This is a genomic window from Bradyrhizobium sp. 159, from assembly GCF_023073795.1.
In the GTDB taxonomy this organism is placed as follows: domain Bacteria; phylum Pseudomonadota; class Alphaproteobacteria; order Rhizobiales; family Xanthobacteraceae; genus Bradyrhizobium.
In genome coordinates, this window is sequence record NZ_JADPKE010000088.1 from 161,677 (window position 1) to 183,192 (window position 21,516).

Annotated in this window: 18 protein-coding genes and 1 pseudogene; 9 read left to right on the plus strand and 10 right to left on the minus strand. The window is 64.1% G+C overall.

Features of this window, described 5'->3' with window-relative positions; all coding sequences use genetic code 11:
• Positions 1 to 187 precede the first annotated feature (187 nt).
• On the minus strand, positions 188 to 1,441 hold the full coding sequence (locus IVA96_RS25995; protein ID WP_247420113.1) for a serine hydrolase: 1,254 nt from the start codon (positions 1,439 to 1,441) through the stop codon (positions 188 to 190).
• Between the two features lie 1,204 nt (positions 1,442 to 2,645).
• On the opposite strand from IVA96_RS25995, the gene IVA96_RS26000 reads away from it, so the two are divergent.
• Positions 2,646 to 4,100 (plus strand): metallophosphoesterase, encoded by a 1,455-nt coding sequence (locus IVA96_RS26000; RefSeq protein WP_247420114.1) that lies wholly within the window; start codon positions 2,646 to 2,648, stop codon positions 4,098 to 4,100.
• A 38-nt stretch (positions 4,101 to 4,138) separates the two neighbouring features.
• Here the strand turns inward: IVA96_RS26000 and guaA are convergent, their stop codons facing one another.
• On the minus strand, positions 4,139 to 5,737 hold the full coding sequence (gene guaA / locus IVA96_RS26005; RefSeq protein WP_247420116.1) for a glutamine-hydrolyzing GMP synthase: 1,599 nt from the start codon (positions 5,735 to 5,737) through the stop codon (positions 4,139 to 4,141).
• Between the two features lie 149 nt (positions 5,738 to 5,886).
• Between guaA and IVA96_RS26010 the strand changes: the two genes are divergently transcribed.
• The 3 genes from IVA96_RS26010 (at position 5,887) to IVA96_RS26020 (ending at position 7,313) form a co-directional block, all read left to right on the plus strand.
• On the plus strand, positions 5,887 to 6,258 hold the full coding sequence (locus tag IVA96_RS26010) for a nuclear transport factor 2 family protein (protein WP_247420117.1): 372 nt from the start codon (positions 5,887 to 5,889) through the stop codon (positions 6,256 to 6,258).
• Between the two features lie 245 nt (positions 6,259 to 6,503).
• A complete protein-coding gene (locus IVA96_RS26015; protein ID WP_247304397.1) occupies positions 6,504 to 6,836 on the plus strand; it encodes a DHCW motif cupin fold protein in 333 nt (110 codons plus the stop codon).
• A gap of 267 nt (positions 6,837 to 7,103) precedes the next feature.
• The gene (locus IVA96_RS26020) at positions 7,104 to 7,313 is read left to right on the plus strand and encodes a cold-shock protein (RefSeq protein WP_008141931.1); all 210 of its coding nucleotides are present in this window, start codon (positions 7,104 to 7,106) and stop codon (positions 7,311 to 7,313) included.
• Between the two features lie 115 nt (positions 7,314 to 7,428).
• Here the strand turns inward: IVA96_RS26020 and IVA96_RS26025 are convergent, their stop codons facing one another.
• Positions 7,429 to 8,727 carry an RsmB/NOP family class I SAM-dependent RNA methyltransferase gene (locus tag IVA96_RS26025; protein WP_247420119.1) on the minus strand — a complete coding sequence of 433 codons (1,299 nt, stop codon included), beginning with the start codon at positions 8,725 to 8,727 and terminating at the stop codon, positions 7,429 to 7,431.
• Between the two features lie 34 nt (positions 8,728 to 8,761).
• Positions 8,762 to 9,184: an MAPEG family protein gene (locus tag IVA96_RS26030; RefSeq protein ID WP_247420123.1), complete on the minus strand. Its 423-nt coding sequence runs from the start codon at positions 9,182 to 9,184 to the stop codon at positions 8,762 to 8,764.
• A gap of 156 nt (positions 9,185 to 9,340) precedes the next feature.
• Between IVA96_RS26030 and IVA96_RS35910 the strand changes: the two are divergent.
• Positions 9,341 to 9,421: pseudogene (locus tag IVA96_RS35910) on the plus strand (acriflavin resistance protein); the annotation flags it as partial.
• Between the two features lie 69 nt (positions 9,422 to 9,490).
• Positions 9,491 to 10,333 carry a metallophosphoesterase gene (locus tag IVA96_RS26035; RefSeq protein WP_247420126.1) on the plus strand — a complete coding sequence of 281 codons (843 nt, stop codon included), beginning with the start codon at positions 9,491 to 9,493 and terminating at the stop codon, positions 10,331 to 10,333.
• A 15-nt stretch (positions 10,334 to 10,348) separates the two neighbouring features.
• Here the strand turns inward: IVA96_RS26035 and IVA96_RS26040 are convergent, their stop codons facing one another.
• The 3 genes from IVA96_RS26040 to guaB all read right to left on the minus strand — a co-directional run bounded on the left by IVA96_RS26040 (position 10,349) and on the right by guaB (position 13,573).
• Positions 10,349 to 10,648, minus strand: a complete 300-nt coding sequence (locus IVA96_RS26040) for a hypothetical protein (protein ID WP_247420127.1) — start codon at positions 10,646 to 10,648, stop codon at positions 10,349 to 10,351.
• Between the two features lie 145 nt (positions 10,649 to 10,793).
• A complete protein-coding gene (locus IVA96_RS26045) occupies positions 10,794 to 11,816 on the minus strand; it encodes an NADP-dependent oxidoreductase (RefSeq protein ID WP_247420128.1) in 1,023 nt (340 codons plus the stop codon).
• 263 nt (positions 11,817 to 12,079) lie between these two features.
• A complete protein-coding gene (gene guaB / locus IVA96_RS26050) occupies positions 12,080 to 13,573 on the minus strand; it encodes an IMP dehydrogenase (protein ID WP_247276960.1) in 1,494 nt (497 codons plus the stop codon).
• 415 nt (positions 13,574 to 13,988) lie between these two features.
• Between guaB and IVA96_RS26055 the strand changes: the two genes are divergently transcribed.
• Positions 13,989 to 15,479, plus strand: a complete 1,491-nt coding sequence (locus tag IVA96_RS26055) for an MFS transporter (protein WP_247276959.1) — start codon at positions 13,989 to 13,991, stop codon at positions 15,477 to 15,479.
• Positions 15,480 to 15,613: 134 nt separating this feature from the next.
• Here IVA96_RS26055 and IVA96_RS26060 read toward each other — a convergent pair whose 3' ends face one another.
• A complete protein-coding gene (locus IVA96_RS26060; RefSeq protein WP_247276958.1) occupies positions 15,614 to 16,312 on the minus strand; it encodes an RlmE family RNA methyltransferase in 699 nt (232 codons plus the stop codon).
• A 1-nt stretch (position 16,313) separates the two neighbouring features.
• On the minus strand, positions 16,314 to 17,387 hold the full coding sequence (locus tag IVA96_RS26065; protein ID WP_247420129.1) for a Ppx/GppA phosphatase family protein: 1,074 nt from the start codon (positions 17,385 to 17,387) through the stop codon (positions 16,314 to 16,316).
• Between the two features lie 208 nt (positions 17,388 to 17,595).
• Here IVA96_RS26065 and IVA96_RS26070 point away from each other — a divergent pair, with 208 nt between their 5' ends.
• Positions 17,596 to 19,968, plus strand: coding sequence for a xanthine dehydrogenase family protein molybdopterin-binding subunit (locus tag IVA96_RS26070; protein WP_247420130.1), 2,373 nt, complete (start codon positions 17,596 to 17,598; stop codon positions 19,966 to 19,968).
• 149 nt (positions 19,969 to 20,117) lie between these two features.
• Here the strand turns inward: IVA96_RS26070 and IVA96_RS26075 are convergent, their stop codons facing one another.
• Complete coding sequence (locus IVA96_RS26075; RefSeq protein ID WP_247420131.1) at positions 20,118 to 20,918, minus strand: hypothetical protein; 801 nt, start codon at positions 20,916 to 20,918, stop codon at positions 20,118 to 20,120.
• Between the two features lie 105 nt (positions 20,919 to 21,023).
• Between IVA96_RS26075 and IVA96_RS26080 the strand changes: the two genes are divergently transcribed.
• Complete coding sequence (locus IVA96_RS26080) at positions 21,024 to 21,515, plus strand: YaiI/YqxD family protein (RefSeq protein ID WP_247420132.1); 492 nt, start codon at positions 21,024 to 21,026, stop codon at positions 21,513 to 21,515.
• Position 21,516: the final 1 nt, after the last annotated feature.

Below are 21,516 nucleotides of genomic sequence, written 5' to 3' on the forward strand. Positions count from 1 at the left end.
TTAGCTGCGGACGGCCATGGCGTGCTCGACCGATCTTGCGGTTTGTACTGTCGTCGCCCGGCTCGACCGGGCGACCCAGTACGCCGCGGCCTCTCGGTTCAATCATGATCGTCTCTGGATACTGGATCACCCAATCAAGTCGGACGATAACACCGAGCGTGTGGCGCGAACGGGCGCCTCGGCCACCCTACCCGCCCGCCATCAGCTCCTTCGCCAGCGCCATGTAGGCCGGCAGTGTCACGGGATCGTTGGCGGCGTTGCCCGCCATGGGATGCGAGGCATAGCGGGCGATCACCATTTCGGCTTTGGGATCGATGTAGATGCCCTGGCCGTGGACGCCGCGCGCCATATAGGCGCCGTGGGCATTGTGGCTGACCCACCATTGATTGCGGTAGGAGGCGCCCGGCAGCGTGGTGTAGCCGGCCGGCTTGAATTTCTGGGGATCGCCGCCGCGCGCGATGTCCTCGACCACAGACGAAGGCACGATCTGGCGGCCGTTGAAGCGGCCGTGATTGCGCATGGTCTCGCCGAAGCGGGCGAGATCGCGCAGTATCGTGGAGAGACCGCCACCGCCGCTCTCGGTGCCGATGCGGCCGACGTGATAATGCGCGTCCTCCTCTGCACCCATCGGCTGCCAGATGCGCTCGGAGAGAAGATCGGACAGCGTCATGCCGCTGACGCGGCAAATCCAGGCCAGCACGTCGGTGTTGATCGTCTTGTAGGCAAAGGCCTTGCCGTGCTCGCCCTGCTTCTTCTGCGCGATGAGGAAATCGAAGATCGTGGTCGCGCCGTCATAACCCGGCGGGATCGGCGCCATGCCGTTCGCACGTCGCAATCCCCACACATCCGAATTCTTGTCGGTGTAGACCTCCGTGTATGCGAGCCCCGTGGTCATATCCATGACCTCGTGCACGCGCGCGTCGGCGAACGCGCTTGCCTTCAGCTCCGGCACATAATCCGTGACGGGCGCCTGCGGATCGATCTTGCCCTCGGCGACCAGCATGCCCGCCAGCACGCCGGTGAACGACTTCGTCACCGACATCGCGATATGCGGTTTGTGCGGCTTCAAGGCACCGAAATAGCGCTCATAAATCAGCTTGCCCCGATGCAGCACCGCGATGCCGTCGGTGTAGGTCTCCTCCAGCATTTTTGCGAACGTAAGCGGGCGGCCGTCCATCGTAATCGAGGCGACCGCGCCGATGTCATGGTCCTCCCGCGGCAGCACCGACGCCGGCCCCGCCCCGCGCCAGACGTTCACCGTCGGCACCAGCTGGCGGATGTTGCTCCAGGCCCAGCGCAGTTCGGGGAAGCTGCGGAACGAGCCGTCCTGGAAGGTGATGATGCGGTCGGGGGACGGCGGGAAGCCGCGCATCCAGCCGAGGGTCTCGGGGTCGGTGGTGGTGGAGGTGGGCTGTTGGCTGGGCGCGATCGCAGTGGGCATTATGGCGAGTTCCTGACGTTGATTTTGGGTTTCCTATCATGGACGAAAGCGGCGGACATAAAGCCCTCGCCGGAGCGCCGAGGGCTTGCCAACGGACGGTGAGATCAATCCTTCGTTGTCATTGACAACCTCTGGTAATATAGAAGACAAGTTCTCTCACTTTTAAAACAGCTCCGTTCCGGCGCGTTAAAACTGTATTGTGCCCCAGGGACATGTCCTGCGACGTTACTCCGGAAAGAGATGACCAGATCATTGATCTGTTGCCGCCCCAAGTGGACGACCGACAATCTTCGGTCACTCCTCCTGCGCCTCATCCGCTCGACTTCGACTGGCGCTATGACGACGCCACTGCGGAAGCGCTCGTAAGCTTACTAGGGAATACCACTCCTATAGTCGCCATAGGAGCTCCAACTGTTGCTCGCCTCCTGGAAGCAGCCGGTAGCGACGTAACGCTGGTGGATCGTCAACCTCTCCAGGCAGTCCGCCGACAGATTGTGTGTGACGCGGCCAATTTTGGCGCGGACCGTAGCTACGGTGCGGCGCTCGTCGATCCACCATGGTATCCTGCTCAGCTCGCGAGCTGGTCCGCGGCAGCTGCCAGGGCTGTCGGCCCGGGCGGCACGGTCTTCGTTTCAGTATGGCCTGACACAACGAGACCTTCAGCGGCCGCAGAGCTGACGCTCCTATTCAGTCAATTTTCGCACTGGGCTCAGGTCAACCGCAATGCAGCAGCACTTCACTATGTGACGCCTCTGTTTGAGGCGGTAGCGCGCAAATATGGAGGCGATACCGATTTATCGAAATCACCGCTGATCGGAGAACTTGTGCGACTTGATGTCCGCGTTATCCCATCAGCTTGTCCACCAAGGGAAACAGCAGCCGAGTGGTTGCGTTTGACGATCGATGACTACCAGCTGGCGATAAGGCGCCGACCTGGCGATGGCCCAATTAGGATGCAGCGTGTTGCATCGGCGGACGGATGGCACTGGCCATACGTCAGTGCTCGCGCGCCGGGTATTGATCAAATCGATATCTGGAGCTCCAGTGGCGAAGTCGCGACACTAGGATCATCGGAGCGCATGATCACCACGTTACGGGCGGCCTTGCGCGCTTCGGATTACAACGACTTCGAACGGGCACTGATCGAAGCGCCCGGCCTTCTCGCGTGGCACATCCCGCGCCCACCATATCGGAGAGTGATCCAATGGCACCACCGGCAATAGCCCTTCGATTCCGCGACACCACGCCGGGAATTGACACCATTGCAGCGCACCGCGAGTTGATCGCTCAAACAGGTCGCGTCGGATGGGGCTGGTGGAAGAAGACGTTCGAACCCGCCGAGACGGAAAAGATCGTAACGCTTCTAAACGACCAGCAGGAGATCGGAGTCGTCCTTATCGACCGGACGGCCGAACGCGCGTACCTGTGCGCTTGCGTGGGATTCGTCGAACCAAAGGCGGCAGAAACGGGCATCGTTCCTGCGTACTACAGACACGATCTTGACAAGACAGCCGGCGTATTCATCCTTCGGTCCATAGAAGACCAAAGATACGACCAGACGCTGGCTGATGCGATCAGGGAGCAAACCTTCCTGTGGATCGGCGCAGTGGCCGATCCTGCTCTTGGCCACATAGCATCGGCCGCTGAGGCGCCGGGTCGATCATGTGTCCTTCATCTATCTGACCTGCACTTCGGAAAAGACTACGGCTTCCGCCTCCAGGACGAGGACGTCGGGATTGGTGACGGCCGCCAGACGCTCACGGCATGTATAGTCGCCGATCTCGATCGCCTTGGCCTGACGAACGACGTCGCCGCTGTGATCGTGACCGGAGATTTTATGACGCACGGTGACTGGGCTGCTGCACCACGTCGCGCGGCGCTTGCTGAGTTTGAAGCATTGCGTAAGCGGCTGGGGCTGCAGAAGGATCAGATCATCGTAGTACCTGGCAATCACGACGTTGTGCGGTATTCCGATGCTTCCACAGTCACCGTTCGCGAGAACGCAGTAGAGAAACAGGCCAATTATGAGCACGAAACGATGTTCAGAACCTTCGTCGACGAGTTAGTCGGCCGGGATTGGAAGGCATCGCTAAACTACGTCCGCAGAGTGCATCTTGGCGCGGCTGATCTCGACGTCTGCGTGCTGAACTCATGCACAATCGCTGCGACTGAATGGACAGAGTACGGCTATGTCGGGCGCAACGGCCTGGATGCCATAGCTGATCTGGCAAAGCAAAAGGTGGAACGCCCGACGTTCCGGTTTCTCGCTATCCACCACCATTTGCTCCCCGTGGCAAACGTGGAAGCCCCCAAATCAAAAGGCGTCACGTTGACGCTGGACGCGTCCGAAATATTAGCCGCAGCACAGCGCGCGGGCGTCAACGTGGCTCTTCACGGACATCAGCACAAACCGAAGATCGCCATGTATCAAAGCCTTCCGCTCAATGGCGATTCAGCTGGTACGCCAATCCACGTTATCGCTAACGGCAGCGCGGGTGCAAAGAATGAACGGCTGCCTCCCGGCGAGCGAAATACTTATTGCCTATTCCGTCTTCGAGCAGACGCGATCGACATGTGGATACGGGAATTGCGGCTTGACGCGGTCGCCGGAGCGCAGGTGTTCCACGGCGCACTTCCAATAACTCCGGTTGTCGCCTGACTAATCCAGTGATCGATACGTGGCGACGCCGCACGCTCCTACTCCCACTCAATCGTCCCCGGTGGCTTGCTTGTCACATCATACACCACCCGGTTCACGCCCTTCACCTCGTTGATGATGCGCGTCGCGGTCTCGCCCAAGAACTTCATGTCGAACGGGTAGAAGTCCGCGGTCATGCCGTCGGTGGAGGTGACGGCGCGCAGGCCGACGACGTAGTCGTAGGTGCGGCCGTCGCCCATGACGCCGACGGTCTTCACCGGGAGCAGCACGGCAAAAGCCTGCCAGATCTCGTCGTAGAGGCCGTGCTTCCTGATCTGATCGATGTAGACGGCATCGGCTTTGCGCAGGATGTCGAGCTTGTCTTTGGTGATCTCGCCGGGGCAGCGGATGGCGAGGCCCGGGCCCGGGAACGGGTGGCGGCCGACGAAGATTTCGGGAAGGCCGAGCTCGCGCCCGAGCTTGCGCACCTCATCCTTGAACAGCTCGCGCAGCGGCTCGACGAGCTTCATGTTCATGCGCTCAGGCAGGCCACCGACATTGTGGTGCGACTTGATCGTCACCGAGGGGCCGCCGGTGAAGGAGACGCTCTCGATCACATCAGGGTAGAGCGTGCCTTGCGCGAGGAAGTCGGCGCCGCCGATCTTCTTGGCCTCCTGTTCGAACACCTCGATGAAGAGGCGGCCGATGGTCTTGCGCTTGGTTTCCGGATCGGTGACGCCTTCGAGCTCGCCCAAAAACTGTTTCGAGGCATCTACGTGCACGAGCGGGATGTTGTAATGGTGGCGGAACAGGTCGACCACGGTCTTGGCTTCGTCGAGGCGCAAGAGGCCGTGATCGACGAACACGCAGGTGAGCTGGTCGCCGATGGCCTCATGAATCAGCACGGCGGCGACCGCTGAATCGACGCCGCCGGAAAGGCCGCAGATCACCTTGCCTTTGCCGACCTGCTGGCGGATTTTTTGGATCTCCTCCTCGCGGAAGGCGCGCATGGTCCAGTCGCCGGAAAGGCCTGCGATCTTGCGCACGAAGTTGCGGATCAGCTTGGCGCCGTCGGGCGTGTGCACCACTTCCGGGTGGAACATCAGGCCGTAATATTTGCGCGTCTCGTCCTGGATGATCGCGAACGGCGCGTTCGGCGAGGTGCCGGCGACCGAGAAGCCCGGCGGCATCCTGGTGATGCGGTCGCCATGGCTCATCCAGACCTGGTTCTTGCCGCCTGGTGACCAGACGTCCTCGAACAGCTTGCTCGGCGCCTTCACCTCGACATCGGCGCGGCCGAATTCGCGGTGATGGCCGCCCTCGACCTCACCGCCGAGTTGGGCTGCCATGGTCATCTGGCCGTAGCAGATGCCCATCACCGGCACGCCGGAATCGAAGATCGCCTGCGGGGCGCGCGGCGAGCCGGCCTCATGCACCGACTCTGGCCCGCCGGAGAGGATCACCGCCTTCGGCTTCATCTCGTTGAAAGCGGCTTCGGCCTTATTGAACGGGACGATCTCACAATAGACGCCATCCTCGCGCACGCGGCGCGCGATCAGCTGCGTCACCTGGCTGCCGAAGTCGACGATGAGAATCTTGTCGTGCGCCGAGGCCACCGAGGGCGTCGACGTGGAGCGGTCGTTTTGTGCTGCTGTCATGGCCAGCAGATACGCGACACCGAAGCCGCCCGCAACCGCGCGGGCGCGCCCCCCACATCCTTCTTTGGACATGGACAAAGCCACATAGGTAAGCAATATTGACCTATTATGCCCTCCTCCCAAACAGGGGGCCGAACAGGGAGAACGCCATGTCACAGCATCATCAGCCATCAACGCTCGCCGCACTCGGCCGCACCTGGATCGAGGCCTGGAATGCGCGCGACCTCGAACGCGTGCTCACGCTCTATGACGAGGCGGCCGTGATGACGTCAGACCGCATCCCCGTGATGGGGTTCGATGCCAGCGGCACCGTGCGCGGCAAGGACGCGCTTCGCGCCTATTGGGGCAAGGCGCTGGGGCTTTTGCCGAACCTGCATTTCTCGCTGATCGATGTGTTCGTCAGCCCGGACAGCGTGGTCGTGTTCTACGAGAACGAGCGGGGCAAGCGGATCTGCGAATATCTGCGGGTGAACGCCGAAGGGCTGATCGTGCAGGGGTCGGCGAACCATTTGGTGGCATAGGCCGCGGTTTCGGAAGGCCGCCCCACGCTCGCTGTCATTCCCCGCGAAAGCGGGCAATCCAGTACGCCGCGGCTTCTCGGCTCGATCGTTGCCGCCCCTGGAATACTGGAGCGCCCGCCCCAGTGCGCAAGTGCGCACAAGGCTGGCGATGACAGTGTGAAGGAGGAAGGTTCGTGACTCCCACACGCGGTGACGGAGACCGCGGTGTGCGCTAACAACACTGCCGACACCGATAGGACTCCGCCATGAAACTCCCGGCATCCCCGTTCACCGTGACCGACTGGAGCCAAGTCGAACCCACCACGCATCCCGGCGAGACCGGCGAGGCCAAGTGGCGGACGCTCAATATCGGCGAACTCCGGGTGCGGATGGTGGAGTATTCGCCGGGCTATCTCGCCGATCATTGGTGCGATCGCGGTCACGTGCTCTACGTGCTGAAGGGCGAGCTCGACTCGGAGCTGCGCGACGGGCGCAAGTTCAAGCTGACGGCGGGGATGAGCTACCAAGTCTCGGATTTCGGCGACGCCGCGCACCGGTCCTCGACGGCGGTGGGTGCGACGCTGTTCATCGTCGATTGAGAGGCGCGAAGCCGGCCAATTTGCACCGCAAAATAGCAAACGCGCACGACATGCCGAGCCACGGGTGGTGCCTTGAACTGGCCCCAAATTCTCGCTATATTGTGATCATCGATACTTGGCCGAACGACTGGGCCGCTTCGCTTCGTTGCTGACGGGCGCGCACGCTTCAGATGAATTCTCCAAACATCGACTCATCAGGGACTATGGGCGCAATGCTGCGTACCGGTCTGCGTGCGTATCCTCTCTAACTAACTAAAGGACATTCCCATGGCTATGGGCACCGTGAAGTGGTTCAACACCCAAAAGGGTTATGGTTTCATTCAGCCGGACGACGGCCAAAAGGACGTATTCGTGCACATCAGCGCCGTCGAGCGCGCTGGCCTCTCCTCCCTCAACGAGGGTCAGAAGGTCTCGTTCGACATCGTCGCCGACCGCCGCAGCGGCAAGTCCTCGGCTGACAATCTCCGCGTCGGCTAACGCCCGCGCAAGGCGCTTCTGACCACGGACGTACCGGTCAGAAGCGGTTAGCGAATACAGGCCCCGCGACCGGATTCGGTTCGCGGGGCTTTTATTTTGGGCGCCGCTGGCGCCGTCAGCCCGATTTCCTCAGCACCGAAACGAAGAACCCGTCCGTCCCGGTCCGCCGCGGCGTCATCAGCCAGCCTTCATCCGATTGCAGTGCGGCCTCGCCAAACGCCTCCGCCTCGTCCCATACGCTCGCGGTCTGCTCGGGCGGGACGACCGTGAACTCGGGATGGCGGCCGGTGAACGCCCTGACCTGCTCGCCGTTCTCTTCCGGCAGCACCGAGCAGGTGATGTAGGCGATGCGGCCCCCCGGCTTCACCAGCGGAACCGCGCGCTCCAGCACCTCGGCCTGGTCGCGCAGGCGGATTTCCAGGGCGCCCGGCCGCATGCGCCATTTGGCGTCGGGGTTGCGGCGCCAGGTACCAGTTCCCGTGCAGGGCGCGTCGATGACGACGAGATCGGCGGTGCTGCGGATGTCGGCAAGCGGATCGGCGTCGCCCTTGGGCGTGCGGACATCGGCATTGTGGACGCCGGCGCGCGATAGCCGCTCGTGGATCGGGGCGAGCTGGCGCTTGTCACGGTCGGTGGCGATCAGCCGGCCCTTGCCCTGCATCAGGGCGGCGAGCGCCAGCGTCTTGCCGCCGGCGCCGGCGCAGAGGTCGATCACCTGCTCGCCGGGTTTTGCCGCAGTGAACTGGGCTGCAAGCTGCGATCCCTCATCCTGCACCTCAATGGCGCCCTTGATGAAATCCTCCTCGGCCTGGATGCCCGGGTTGCGCGCGTCGGCCGAAAGCTCGATGCGAAGGCCGGTTGCGGACCAAGGCGTCGGTTTTGCATGAAGATGAGCAAGTGCACGCAGCACCTTGTCCCGATTGGATTTTAGCGTGTTGACGCGCAGGTCGAGCGGGGCCCGGCTCGCCATCGCCGCGGCCTCGGCGGCACGGTCCTCGCCGAATACTCTTGCAAGGTGGGCATCGAGCCAGTCTGGATAGTCGCCGGCCACAGCGGCGGGCGCATCCTTCAGGGAACGCGAGGCGAGCGCGGCCTGCTCGGCCTCCGTCAGCGGCGCTGGCGCAAACCGGCTGCCGTCGAACATCGCGGCCATGGTGGCCGTGTCCATGTTGCGCTCGAGGCGGAGCATGCCGATCAGCCGCGCCCGCGCAGTATCGGCATCCATCAGGTACGCGCTCGAGGCGTAACGGCGCAGCACGTCCCAGACCAGGCCGGCGATGGCGGCGCGGTCGCCGGAACCGGCGAAGCGGTGCGCGGTGCCCCACTCCTTCAGCGCCTTGGCCGCAGGCACGCGGTCCTTCTCGATGGTGTCGATCAATTCGATGGCTGCGGACAGCCGGGCAGCGGGCGTCATTTCAAATCTTTCAAATAGATTGGCGCACAGGCGCCTAGATCAGCAAGAGCAGCTTCAGCGCGAAATAGATCCACATCGCCAACAGCACCAGCACGCCGGCGAGCCAGACCGTGGAGCGCCGGCCGAGATCGTTGGAGGTGACGAAAACGCCAGCATGGGCAAAGCGCGTCACCACGAACACCCAGGACATCAGCACGATGAAGAGATCGGCACGGCGCAGCGGCAGCGCCAGTGCGATCAGGACGTAGAACAGCACCGGCAGCTCGAACTGGTTGCGGTAGCAATTGGCGATTTGTGTGGCGCCCTTCGGCCAGTTCGGCTCGCCGAGTGCAATGTCGCGGATCTTGGTCTCGCCCGAGACTAGCGTCTTGCGGCGCGCGACGACCATGCCAATCAAGAGCGCGAAGGTGAGAGCGACCTGCACGAAGACCGGCAGCAGGACCATTTGAACGGACATCGGAACTTTCCCGGGAGGCGAAATGCCGCTAACCGTCATTAGCCGCGACTTTTGGCGCTGACAATGAACGACTTGAACCCGTGTTCCCGCTCTCGCGATCAAATGTCGATCGTTAAGGCGATTTCGGCCCCCGCGGGCCGCGAGGCGAGAGACCGCCATGCCGACCGCATCGCCTCGCCGCTCGCCGGCCCCGTCGCCCCGCAGGACGGCTACACGATCCGCTATCGCGTGCTTTAAACTTTGTTCGGTGCGACGCATGCCCGCACCGTCATCGTTCCGACGCGTGAGAACCGGTATGATGAACGCATGTCCGAATTTCGCCTCACGCAGATTTCCGACACCCATCTCGGCCGGCGCTTTCCAGGCTTGATCGCCAACTTCCACCGCGTCAGCGAGCACATCGACGCCATCAGGTCCGATCTCGTCATCAATACCGGCGATGTCTCGTTCGACGGTCCGACCGGCGTGGACGATGTCGCATTCGCGAAAAGCCTGCACGATGCCCTGCCCGTCGCCTGCCGCTATCTCCCCGGCAATCACGACATCGGCGACAATCCAACCATGATTGGACCGGCACCGAAGCCGCCGGTCAGCGAGGCGCACCGCCGGCAATTCTGCGACATCATCGGCGAGGACCATTGGGCGTTCGAGGCTGCCGGCTGGTGCTTCATCGGCCTCGATTCACTTGTCATGAATTCAGGGCTCGCCTTCGAGGCCGAACAATTCGACTGGCTGGCCCGCGAGATCGCGCGCACCACTGCAAAGCCGGTCGCGCTGTTCCTGCACAAGCCGCTGTTTCTCAACCTGCCGGAAGATCCCGAAACGCCGGACACCTCGATCCGCTATGTGCCGCAGCCGGCCCGGGCGCGACTGATCGAGATGTTCGAGCACGTCGATCTCCGCCTCATCGCCAGCGGTCATGTGCACCAGCGGCGCGACTTCACCCATCGTCACACCCGCCATGTCTGGGCGCCGTCGGCCGGCTTCGTCATCAACGATGCGCGCCAGGACCGGATCGCGATCAAGGAAGTCGGGCTCGTCGAGTATCGTTTCCAGCCCGACAGTTTTGAGGTCCGCCACATCAGGGCCGCGGGCCAGGTCGATGTCGATATCGAAGAGCTCCTCGCCCAGATGGGCGACGCGCACTAATGCGTGCTTGACGGCTCAGGCGACGCTCTTGAGGTCCTGCTGGATCGCGGCCAGCAAGGATTGCAGCGCCTCGCTGTTGACCGGCTTGGCCGTGGGATCCTTGGCAGGCTGGACCCTGGCCGGCTGGGCGGCTTTGACCGGACGCTTCGGGAATGGCGGCGGCAGCGCCGGCAGCGCTGGACGAATGAAATCGCCCTCCTCGTCGACATGCACGAATTTGCCATGGATGACGTCGTCGCGCCGGCCCATGACGAACATGGTCGCCCAATAGCCGGCTGCCAGCAGGATTACGCAGAAAATACCAATCTCTAACATCGCAGCACCTAAAATATGCGCGATGATTCAATGCCTTCACCTCGGGGTCAATGAACACGGGTCACACCTGCGGCTTTTGCCGCCAGGTGTGACCATTTGGTGACTCTTTCTTAACCATACCCTCCGGCGTGTGGCCCCGGCGCAGCTAGACCTTGTCCGGTCCGACCCGCACCAGCTGCTTGCCGAAATTGGCGCCCTTCAAGAGGCCCATGAAGGCGCCGGGCGCGCTCTCCAGGCCCTCGGTGACGAACTCCTTGTATTTCACCTTGCCCTCGCGGACCCAGGCCGACATGTCGCGCAGGAAATCGCCATGGCGCGCGGCGAAGTCGGAGACGATGAAGCCGCGGAAGGTCAGGCGCTTGGTCAGGGTCGCGCGCATCAAGGATGCGGCCCATTTTGGCGGCTTGGCCTCGGTGTCGTTGTAATGCGCGATCAGGCCGCAGACCGGCACGCGCGCGAAGGGGTTGAGCAGCGGGAACACCGCCTCGAACACCGCGCCGCCGACATTCTCGAAATAGACGTCGATGCCCTTCGGGCAGGCGTCCTTGAGCTTGGCCGCGAGATCGGGGCTGCGGTGATCGATGCAGGCATCGAAGCCGAGCTCCTTGACGACGTAATCACACTTGTCCTTGCCGCCGGCGATGCCGACCGCGCGCGCACCCTTGATCTTCGCGATCTGGCCGACGGCCGAGCCGACCGCACCTGAGGCGCCGGCGACGACGACGGTCTCGCCGGGTTGCGGCTTGCCGATGTCGAGCAGGCCCGTATAGGCGGTCATGCCGGGCATGCCGAGCAGGCCGATCGAGGTCGAGATCGGGCCGAGCTTGGGATCGACCTTGATCAATCCTTTGCCGTTCGAGATTGCGTGGGTCTGCCAGCCGGAGCGGATGCGCACGATATCGCCTACCGCGAAATCCGGATTGTTGGACGCCGCGACCTCGCTGACCGCCTCGCCTTCCATCACGCCGCCAATTGGCACCGGTGCGGCGTAGGATGGCCCCTCGCTCATGCGCCCGCGCATATAGGGATCGAGCGACAGCCAGATCGTGCGCAGCAGGACCTCGCCTGCCGCAGGCGTCGGCACCGCGAATTCCTCCAGGCGAAAATCAGATGGCTTGGGTTCGCCGACGGGACGCGCGGCGAGAACGATGCGTTTGCCTTGGGACATGATGGCTTCCTCCGGAGTTTCTTCGTTGCGAGCGAAGCGGAGGGAGCGAGGCGCGTCAATACAAAAGCAGTGGAGGGGGTGGTCGGGGAGGCATGCGCCGTTCTCGTGTCCCGGACGCGCTGCAGCGCTCTTGCGCTGCTGCGCAGAGCTGGGACCCACGCAGCACGGATGATTGCCCAGTATGGAAGAACACTGGGCCCCGGCTCTGCAGCACACCGCTGAAAGAGCGCTGCGCTGCGTCCGGGGCACGAGAGCGAAAACGACTAGCCCCCGCCCGGATAGTTCGGCGCTTCGCGCGTAATGGTGACGTCGTGGACGTGGCTTTCGCGCAGGCCCGCGCCGGTGATGCGGACGAACTGGGCCTTCTGGTGCAGCTCCTTCATGTCGCGCGCACCGACATAGCCCATCGCGGCGCGCAAGCCGCCGGCGAGCTGGTGCATGACGTTACCGACCGGGCCTTTGTAGGGTACCTGGCCCTCGATGCCCTCAGGCACGAGCTTGAGCGCGTCCTTGATGTCCTGCTGGAAGTAGCGATCGGCCGAGCCGCGCGCCATCGCGCCGACCGAGCCCATGCCGCGATAGGCCTTGTAGGAGCGGCCCTGCCATAAAAACACTTCGCCCGGCGTCTCGTCGGTGCCGGCGAGCAGCGAGCCGACCATGGCGATGTCGGCGCCGGCGGCGAGCGCCTTGGCGAGATCGCCGGAGAACTTGATGCCACCGTCGGCGATGACCGGAATGTCGGACTTCTTCGCAGCTTCCACCGCATCCATGATCGCGGTGAGCTGCGGCACGCCGACGCCGGCGACGATGCGCGTGGTGCAGATCGAGCCCGGGCCGATGCCGACCTTGATGCAATCCGCACCCGCGTCGATCAGTGCCTGCGCGCCTTCGGTGGTGGCAACGTTGCCGGCAACGACCTGCACGGAATTGGAGAGACGCTTGATGCGGTTGACGGCGTGCAGCACGTGGCGAGAGTGGCCGTGCGCGGTGTCGACGACGACGAGGTCGACGCCGGCGTCGATCAGGCGCTCGGTGCGCTCGAAGCCGGTGTCGCCGACAGTGGTGGCAGCAGCAACGCGCAGGCGGCCCTGCGCATCCTTGCAGGCGAGCGGATGGGCCACCGCCTTTTCCATGTCCTTTACGGTGATGAGGCCGACGCAGCGATATTGCTCGTCGACCACGAGCAGCTTCTCGATGCGATGCTGGTGCAGCATCCGTCGCGCCTCGTCCTGGCTGACATTCTCGCGCACCGTGACGAGATTTTCGTGCGTCATCAGCTCGGAGATTTTCTGCTGCCGATTGGTCGCAAACCGCACGTCGCGGTTGGTGAGAATGCCGACCAGCTTGCCCGGCGTGGACTTGCCGGCGCCGGTGACGACGGGAATGCCGGAGATGCCGTGATCGCTCATCAGCTTGAGTGCGTCGTCGAGCGTCGCCTCGGGGCTGATGGTGAGCGGGTTCACCACCATACCCGACTCGTAGCGCTTGACCTGCCGCACCTGGGCAGCCTGCCCGTCGGGATCGAAATTGCGATGGATGACGCCGAGGCCGCCGGCCTGCGCCATGGCGATCGCCATCCGCGCCTCCGTGACGGTGTCCATGGCGGAGGCCATGATCGGGATGTTGAGCGGAATGGCGCGGGTGACGCGGGAACGGATGTCGACCTCGCCCGGCATGACGTCCGACAGGCCCGGCTTCAACAGCACGTCGTCGAACGTGAAGGCTTCGCGAATGCCTTGAAGTTGCACCGTGGCCATCTGCCAACTCCTTCCTGCGGCCCTGCCGCAAATAGCTATGGATGAGCGCCGCCCTCGGCGTGCCTTGCGGCATCGCCGGAGAATCGGAGCCCATCGGTGGGGTTGACGCGGGTCGATAGCACGGCCGCGTGACGAATCAAAGCAATTCGGACCGCCGGCCAGCCATGCACAGGCTTTTTGGGCAGATTCAGCGGGGATAGCCTGTGCGCGCCCCCACCCACCGTCATTCCGGGCTGGCGCCAGAAGGGGCCCGGCAATGACGAGGCAGCGCGACTCCCCCGGGTGCAACCGTTGAAGCGGGTCACACCGTTACGCGGGATTTAGGTGCTATGCGTTGTTGCGCAATGGTCCCGGCCTGACGGGGGTGATAAGCCGCAAGTCCACTCTTCCTTCCGATTTTCATTACCAATCCGTCATGGTCGACAAGCAACGCGTCATTCCGCTGATCGTGGCCACTGCTCTCTTCATGGAGAACATGGACTCGACCGTGATCGCCACCTCGCTGCCGGCGATCGCGGCCGATATCGGCACCAGTCCCCTGACGCTGAAGCTCGCGATCACCTCCTATCTGCTGTCGCTGGCCGTGTTCATCCCGGCGAGCGGTTGGACCGCCGACCGCTTCGGCGCGCGCATGGTGTTCGCGATCGCGGTCGGCGTGTTCATGGTCGGCTCGGTCGGCTGCGCGCTCTCGACCTCGGTCACCGATTTCGTGTTCGCGCGCATCCTGCAAGGAATGGGCGGGGCCATGATGACGCCGGTCGGGCGTCTCGTGCTGCTGCGTTCGGTCGACAAGAGCGCGCTGGTCAACGCGATGGCCTGGGTGACGGTCCCTGCCCTGATCGGCCCGGTGATCGGCCCGCCGCTCGGCGGCTTCATCACCACCTACGCTTCCTGGCACTGGATCTTCCTGATCAACATCCCGATCGGGCTGCTCGGCATCTTCATGGCGCTGCGCTTCATCGATCCCATCAAGAGCGAGACTCAGGAACCATTCGACCTCTACGGCATGATGCTGGCGGGCATCGGACTGGCCGGCATCGCGTTTGGTCTCTCCGTCGCCGGGCTCAACCTGCTGCCCTGGAGCACGGTTGCCGCGCTGGTGGTGGGCGGCGCGATCTCGATGGCGCTCTACGTCATCCACGCAAGGCGGACGGGATCGCCGGTGCTGGATTTTTCGCTGCTGAAGCTGCCGACGCTACGCGCGGCCGTGCTCGGCGGCTTCATGTTCCGGCTCGGCATCGGCGCGCTGCCCTTCCTGCTGCCGCTCCTGATGCAGATCGGCTTCGGCCTGTCGCCGTTCCACTCCGGCCTCGTCACCTTCGCCTCCTCGCTCGGCGCCATGGGCATGAAGACGCTGGCGGCGCGCATCATCCGCGCCTTTGGCTTCCGCAATCTGATGACGGTGAACGCGATCATCAGCGCATTCTTCCTCGGCGTCTGCGCGCTGTTCACGGTGACGACGCCGCTGCTCATCATCATGGTGATCCTGGTGGTCGGCGGCTTCTTCCGCTCGCTGGAGTTCACCGCCATCAACACGGTCGCCTATGCCGATGTCGAGACCGCCCAGATGAGCCGGGCCACCACGCTGGTCAGCGTCAACCAGCAGCTCGCGGTCTCCGCCGGCGTCGCCGTCGGCGCCGCCTGCGTCGAGACGACCATGTGGTTCAGTCATGTCAGCGAGCTCAACGCCACCGTGTTCGCGCCGGCCTTTGTCGTGGTCGCGCTGACCTCGGCGGCCTCGAGCTGGTTCTTCTGGCAGATGCCCGCTGACGCCGGTCACGAGATCTCCGGCCGCAAGGCGGCGGAGATCGCAAGCCGCAAAGGTGCCGGCAAGGGCGCAGAGAAGGCAGCGCTCAAGGCAGCGAGCGAGGATACCCAGGACGTGCGGGATCAGCGGCTGGGGTGAGTTCCTTCGGTCATTCCGGGACGATGCGCAGCATCGAGCCCGGAATCTCCGGAATCTATTGTGCCGCGGAGCGCGAGGAGAAATGGATTCCCGGCTCGCCTCTTCGAGGCGCCCCGGAATGACAGCGCTTGTGGTTACGCCTTCGCCTCGCCCCGAAACCCCGTCGCCAGCACGTAGCGTTCCGAGGAATCCTGGCGGCTCGCGGCCGGCTTGACGTGACGCACGGCGGTGAAATCGCGCTTGAGCTGGGCGAGCAGATCAGCGTCGGCACCGCTCTGGAAGGTCTTTGCCAGGAAACTGCCGCCGGGCTTGAGCACGTCGCAGGCAAAGGCCGCCGCGGTCTCGACGAGGCCGACAATGCGGAGCTGGTCGGTCTTGCGGTGGCCGGTGGTGTTGGCCGCCATGTCGGACATCACGACGTCGGCGCCGCCGCCCAGCATCGCGGTGAGCTTCTCGGGGGCGTCATTGTCCATGAAATCGAGCTGCGCGAAATCGACGCCCGGGATCTCCGGCATCTCCAGCAGGTCGATCGCGACGACCTTGCCCTTGCCTTCCGCGGAGCCGACGCGCTTGGCCGCGATCTGGCTCCAGCCGCCGGGCGCGGCGCCGAGATCGACCACGGCCAGGCCTGGCTTGAGTAGACGGAACTTGTCGTCGATCTCCAAGAGCTTGAACGCCGCGCGCGAGCGATAGCCCGCCGCCTTGGCTTTCGCGACATAGGGATCGTTGAGCTGCCGCTCCAGCCACAGCTTCGACGAGAGCTTGCGCTTGCCGCCGGTCTTGACCTTGGTCTTGACTTGGACGTGCAAGCGGCCGGTGGTGTCCTTGGCCATCTCACCAGCTCCTGAGAGCGCCGTCCTCGCGCATCATCTCGACCAGCATGCCTTCGCGCAGGCCCCGATCGGCGACGCGGAGACGCGGCAGCGGAAAGGCGCGCCTGATAGCATCGAGGATGGCGCAGCCGGCGAGCACGAGATCGGCACGCTCGATGCTGATGCAGCTGTTGCCGGCACGCTCCTCGTAACTCATACCGAGCAGCTTGTTGATGGTCGCGGTGATGTCGGAATCGTTCATCCAGATGCTGTCGATGCGACGGCGGTCGTAGCGCGCGAGGTTGAGATGGATGCCGGCGAGCGTGGTTACCGTGCCCGAGGTGCCCAGCAGATGCATGTCGGCGAGATCGCCGCCATGCTCTTCCGCAAACGGCGCGACGTGGCTCGCAACCTCGTGCTCCATCGCGGCATAGATCTCCGACGTCACGTCGCGGCCGCCGAACTGCTCGGCGAGCGTGACGACGCCAAGCGGGATCGACATCCAGGCTTTTATGCGCGGCTGGGGATTTTGTGGATCGCGCTCGATCCGCACCAGTTCGGTCGAGCCGCCGCCGATGTCGAACAGGATCGCGCCGCGTCCCCTGGGATCCACCAGCGGCGAACAGCCGAGCACGGCGAGCGCCGCCTCGGTCTCGCGGTCGATCACCTCCAGCTCGATGCCGGTCTCGGCCGCGACACGGCTGCGGAAACCTTCCGCATTCGAGGCTGCGCGGCAGGCTTCGGTCGCGATCAGGCGCAGCCGCCGCGCCTTGCGCAAATTGATCTTGTCGCGGCAGATGCTGAGCGCCGCGATGGCGCGCTCGATCGCCGCCTCGCTGATGCATCCCGTTGCCGAGACGCCCTCGCCGAGCCGGATGATGCGCGAGAAGGAATCGACTACGCGAAAGCCGTCCTGGGTCGGACAGGCGATCAGGAGCCGGCAATTGTTGGTGCCGAGGTCCAGCGCGGCATAGACGCCGGTTCCCGGCGCCTGCGCGCCGACGGCCGGTACAGTGGCCAACGCCACCGCCGCCATCGACCCATCCAGCTCACCGTGCAGCCCAAGGCCATCGCGGAGCCGCGTGTGGTCATTCATACAAACTGTCTTTCCGCGACCCATCGGGCCGATCTGGAATTGCTTTTCGCCTGAAACATTAGCAGCGCAGCAGGTCTGCGCAACATCGCATCACATGGGACCATGCCCATTCGTGCGTTGTCGTGAACGGGGCCGTGGGTTATTTCAGTGAGGTCCGGTCTCCCGCTGCCGCGAAAATGCGCAAATACCGGCTTTTCAGGTCAACTCCATGCAAGAACACACCAAATCGTCCGCGCTCGAAAACGCTATTGCACTGCAAAAATATGGCGTCGGGCAGCCCGTCCGACGTAAGGAGGACGACACGCTGGTGCGCGGCAAAGGCCGCTATACCGATGATTTCAACCTGCCCGGCCAGGCCTATGCCGTTGTCGTCCGTTCCACCCATCCCCATGGCATCATCCGCGGCATCGGCATTGATGCCGCCAAGGCGATGCCGGGCGTGCTGGGGGTATGGACCGGCACGGATCTCGATGCAGCCGGCTACGGCCCCTTCACCTGCGGCCTGCCGCTGAAGAGCCGCGACGGCTCGCCCCTGCTTCAGACCAACCGTCAGCCGCTGGCGACCGACAAGGTCCGCTTCGTCGGCGATCCCGTCGCCTTCGTGGTGGCAGAGACGCTGGCCCAGGCGCGCGATGCGGCCGAGGCCGTCGAGGTCGACATCGAGCCGCTGCCGGCAGTGACGGACCCCGAGGAGGCGGCCAAGCCCGGCGCGCCGCAGCTCTACGACCATATCCCGAACAACGTCGCGCTCGACTACCACTATGGCGACATGGAGAAGGTCAACGCGGCGTTTGCCAGCGCCGCCCATGTCACCAAGCTCGATATAGAGAATACCCGCGTCGCGGTGGTTTCGATGGAGCCGCGCGTGGGGCTTGCCTCCTACGATAAGAAGACCGAGCGCTACACGCTTCAGGTGCCGACGCAGGGTGTCGCCGGCAACAGGGCCAATCTCGCCAAGAACCTGAAAGTGCCGAACGAGAAGGTACGCATCCTCACCGCCAATGTCGGCGGCTCCTTCGGCATGAAGAACATCAACTATCCCGAGTACATGTGCATCCTGTACGCGGCGAAGGCGCTGGAGCGGCCGGTGAAATGGCTGGACGAGCGCTCCACCAGCTTTCTCTCCGACAGCCACGGCCGTGCACAAAAGATCCATGCCGAGCTCGCGCTCGATGCCGAGGGGCATTTCCTCGCGGCCAAGCTCTCCGGCTACGGCAATCTCGGCGCCTACATCACTGGCGTTGCGCCGGGGCCGCTCTCGCTCAACACCGGCAAGAATTTTTCCAGCGTCTATCGCACGCCGCTCATGGCGGTCGACATCAAGACGGTTTTGACCAACACCACGCTGATGGGCGCCTATCGCGGCGCCGGTCGGCCCGAGGCGAACTATTACATGGAGCGGCTGATCGACCGCGCCGCCGACGAGATGGGCATCAACCGACTGACCTTGCGCAAGCGCAACTTCATCAAGCCGGACCAGATGCCGTTCGCGGCCTCCTCCGGCGTCACCTATGACAGCGGCGACTTCCAGGCCGTGTTCAACAAGGCACTCGAAATCTCCGACCACGAGAATTTCGCGAAGCGCAAGAAGGAAAGCAAAAAGGCCGGCAAGCTGCGCGGCATCGCGGTCGGCTCCTATCTGGAGGTCACGGCCCCGCCGAGCCCCGAGCTCGGCAAGATCGTGTTCGACCCTGACGGCACCGTGCAGCTCATCACCGGCACGCTCGATTACGGCCAGGGCCACGCGACGCCGTTTGCGCAAGTCTTGAGCGAGCAGCTCGGGGTGCCCTTCGAGCGCGTCAAGCTCGTCCAGGGCGACAGCGACATCGTGCACGCTGGCAACGGCACCGGCGGTTCGCGCTCGATCACCGCCAGCGGCATGGCGATCGTGGGCGCCGCCAAGCTCGTGATCGAAAAGGGCAAGCGCGCCGCCGCGCACATGCTGGAGGCGTCCGAGGCCGACATCGAGTTCGAAGGCGGCCGCTTCACCATCGCTGGCACCGATCGCAGCATCGACATCATGGAGCTGGCGCAGCGCCTGCATGGTGGCAAGGTGCCGGAGGGCGTGCCTGACAGCCTCGACGTCGACCACACCAGCGAGCCGGTGCCGTCGGCCTTCCCGAACGGTTGCCACGTCGCCGAGGTCGAGATCGATCCGGAGACCGGCGTGGTGCAGATCGTGCGCTACAGCGCGGTCAACGATTTCGGCACGGTGATCAATCCGATGCTGGTCGCAGGCCAGCTCCATGGCGGCGTCGTCCAGGGCATCGGTCAGGCGCTGATGGAGCAGATCCGCTACGACGACAGCGGCCAGCCGATCACGGGCTCGCTGATGGACTACGCGCTGCCGCGCGCCGAGGATGTGCCGAACATGACGGTCGGCGATCATCCGGTGCCGGCCACGACCAATCCGCTCGGCAGCAAGGGCTGCGGTGAAGCCGGCTGCGCCGGCAGCCTGTCGACGGTGGTGAACGCGGTGCTTGACGCGCTTTCAGAGTACGGCATCAAGCACATCGACATGCCGCTCACGCCGGAGCGGGTGTGGCGGGCGATCCAAGAGGCGAAGGCCAAGGCGGCGTAAGGGCCGCGCTTCTTCGGTCGTCATGGCCGGGCTTGACGCCGTCCTTAAATCTCACCTCGTCATTCCGGGGCGGTCCGCAGGACCGAACCCGGAATCTCGAGATTCCGGGTTCGATGCTTCGCATCGCCCCGGAATGACGGTGTCGGTAATTACGCCGCCGCCTGCTCGCGCGGCTGGTAGATCGCGGTGTGCTGGCAGTGCGCCAGCGGCGTGGTGCCGTTGGCGACAATCAGCGCGTCGAGCTCGACGAAGCGGTGGCCCTTCTTCTCGTAATTCGCGGTGACTCTTGCCCGCGCGGTGATCTCGTCGCCAGCGCGCGCGGCCGCCAGCAATTGCATACGGCTACCGACGTGAATCCACGGACCCAGAATGGTGTTGTCGACCAGCACGCGGTTCATGACGCGCTGAATCAGGCCGGGATGGCCGAGCCCCTCGCATGCGAAGATCGGATCGGTCTCCCTGATGTCGGCGAGATAGTCGGCCGCATCCTGTCCAGCCCAGCGACGCGGAATCGTGCCCAGCCATTTCCCCGTTTCGAACGTCGCCGGACCGACTGGCGCGCGCTCGGCAACAACAGGCACCTCGACATAATCGGTCAGCGAAATCGCCGGCGCCGCCGCTGGCAACGTGGCCGTGCCGGTCGCACAAAGCTCGGTGCGACTGAACACCTCGATCGTCAGTAGGCCGTTGTGCTCGGTGGCATCGACATCGGCGGTCTCGCCGTCATAGACCGGCTTGATGAAGCGCGCCTCGACCAGTCCGCGGGTGAGGAAATCGCGGCCCCAGCGGGCAATCGGCACGTGCATCATGTAGGCGAAGACATCGACGCCCGGCACCAGCCCGCCGGAAAAGCCGAAACGGCGCGCCACCGTGTCGTCGTGCATCTTGTTCTCGGACTGCTTTGCAGTGTTGTAGGCTTCGACGCGATAGGTTTCGAGCCGGTCCGGCATGGCTGGCGTTCCCCGTTCTTGTTGTTTCGGAGCTGATCGTAGAGCCCAGGGAACACCGGTCAATCCCCTCGCCTTTGCGGCCCGAATGGGGTACCACGCGGGCCAATGACTGACACCCCCACCCGCATCTATGTCGATGCCGACGCCTGTCCGGTGAAGGACGAGATCTACCGCGTCGCGCTCCGCCACGGCGTGCCCGTGAGCGTGGTTGCCGGGAATTTCATCCGCGTGCCCCAAGATCGCCTGATCGAGCGCATCGCCGCCGGTCCGGGCATGGACGCGGCCGACGACTGGATCGCGGAGCGCGCCAAGCCCGGCGATGTTGTCGTGACATCAGACATTCCGCTGGCCAGCCGCTGCGTCAAGGCGGGCGCCGACGTGATCGCACCGAACGGCAAGCCGTTCACGGAGGAATCGATCGGCATGACGCTGGCGGTGCGCAACCTCATGACGGATCTGCGTTCGGCCGGCGAAGTCACCGGCGGCCCGCGCTCGTTCGCGCCGCGCGACCGTTCCGCATTCCTCTCGGCGCTCGATCAGACGCTGCGCCGGATTCAGCGCCGCCGCGCTGATGCGGCCGCAACCAGTCAGAGCTGAC

Excerpts from the sequence above, each read along its gene's own strand:
- IVA96_RS25995 (WP_247420113.1), bottom strand. The coding sequence starts at position 1,441 with ATGCCCACTGCGATCGCGCCCAGCCAACAGCCCACCTCCACCACCACC.
- IVA96_RS26000 (WP_247420114.1), top strand. The coding sequence starts at position 2,646 with ATGGCACCACCGGCAATAGCCCTTCGATTCCGCGACACCACGCCGGGA.
- guaA (WP_247420116.1), bottom strand. The coding sequence starts at position 5,737 with ATGACAGCAGCACAAAACGACCGCTCCACGTCGACGCCCTCGGTGGCC.
- IVA96_RS26010 (WP_247420117.1), top strand. The coding sequence starts at position 5,887 with ATGTCACAGCATCATCAGCCATCAACGCTCGCCGCACTCGGCCGCACC.
- IVA96_RS26015 (WP_247304397.1), top strand. The coding sequence starts at position 6,504 with ATGAAACTCCCGGCATCCCCGTTCACCGTGACCGACTGGAGCCAAGTC.
- IVA96_RS26020 (WP_008141931.1), top strand. The coding sequence starts at position 7,104 with ATGGCTATGGGCACCGTGAAGTGGTTCAACACCCAAAAGGGTTATGGT.
- IVA96_RS26025 (WP_247420119.1), bottom strand. The coding sequence starts at position 8,727 with ATGACGCCCGCTGCCCGGCTGTCCGCAGCCATCGAATTGATCGACACC.
- IVA96_RS26030 (WP_247420123.1), bottom strand. The coding sequence starts at position 9,184 with ATGTCCGTTCAAATGGTCCTGCTGCCGGTCTTCGTGCAGGTCGCTCTC.
- IVA96_RS26035 (WP_247420126.1), top strand. The coding sequence starts at position 9,491 with ATGTCCGAATTTCGCCTCACGCAGATTTCCGACACCCATCTCGGCCGG.
- IVA96_RS26040 (WP_247420127.1), bottom strand. The coding sequence starts at position 10,648 with ATGTTAGAGATTGGTATTTTCTGCGTAATCCTGCTGGCAGCCGGCTAT.
- IVA96_RS26045 (WP_247420128.1), bottom strand. The coding sequence starts at position 11,816 with ATGTCCCAAGGCAAACGCATCGTTCTCGCCGCGCGTCCCGTCGGCGAA.
- guaB (WP_247276960.1), bottom strand. The coding sequence starts at position 13,573 with ATGGCCACGGTGCAACTTCAAGGCATTCGCGAAGCCTTCACGTTCGAC.
- IVA96_RS26055 (WP_247276959.1), top strand. The coding sequence starts at position 13,989 with ATGGTCGACAAGCAACGCGTCATTCCGCTGATCGTGGCCACTGCTCTC.
- IVA96_RS26060 (WP_247276958.1), bottom strand. The coding sequence starts at position 16,312 with ATGGCCAAGGACACCACCGGCCGCTTGCACGTCCAAGTCAAGACCAAG.
- IVA96_RS26065 (WP_247420129.1), bottom strand. The coding sequence starts at position 17,387 with ATGAATGACCACACGCGGCTCCGCGATGGCCTTGGGCTGCACGGTGAG.
- IVA96_RS26070 (WP_247420130.1), top strand. The coding sequence starts at position 17,596 with ATGCAAGAACACACCAAATCGTCCGCGCTCGAAAACGCTATTGCACTG.
- IVA96_RS26075 (WP_247420131.1), bottom strand. The coding sequence starts at position 20,918 with ATGCCGGACCGGCTCGAAACCTATCGCGTCGAAGCCTACAACACTGCA.
- IVA96_RS26080 (WP_247420132.1), top strand. The coding sequence starts at position 21,024 with ATGACTGACACCCCCACCCGCATCTATGTCGATGCCGACGCCTGTCCG.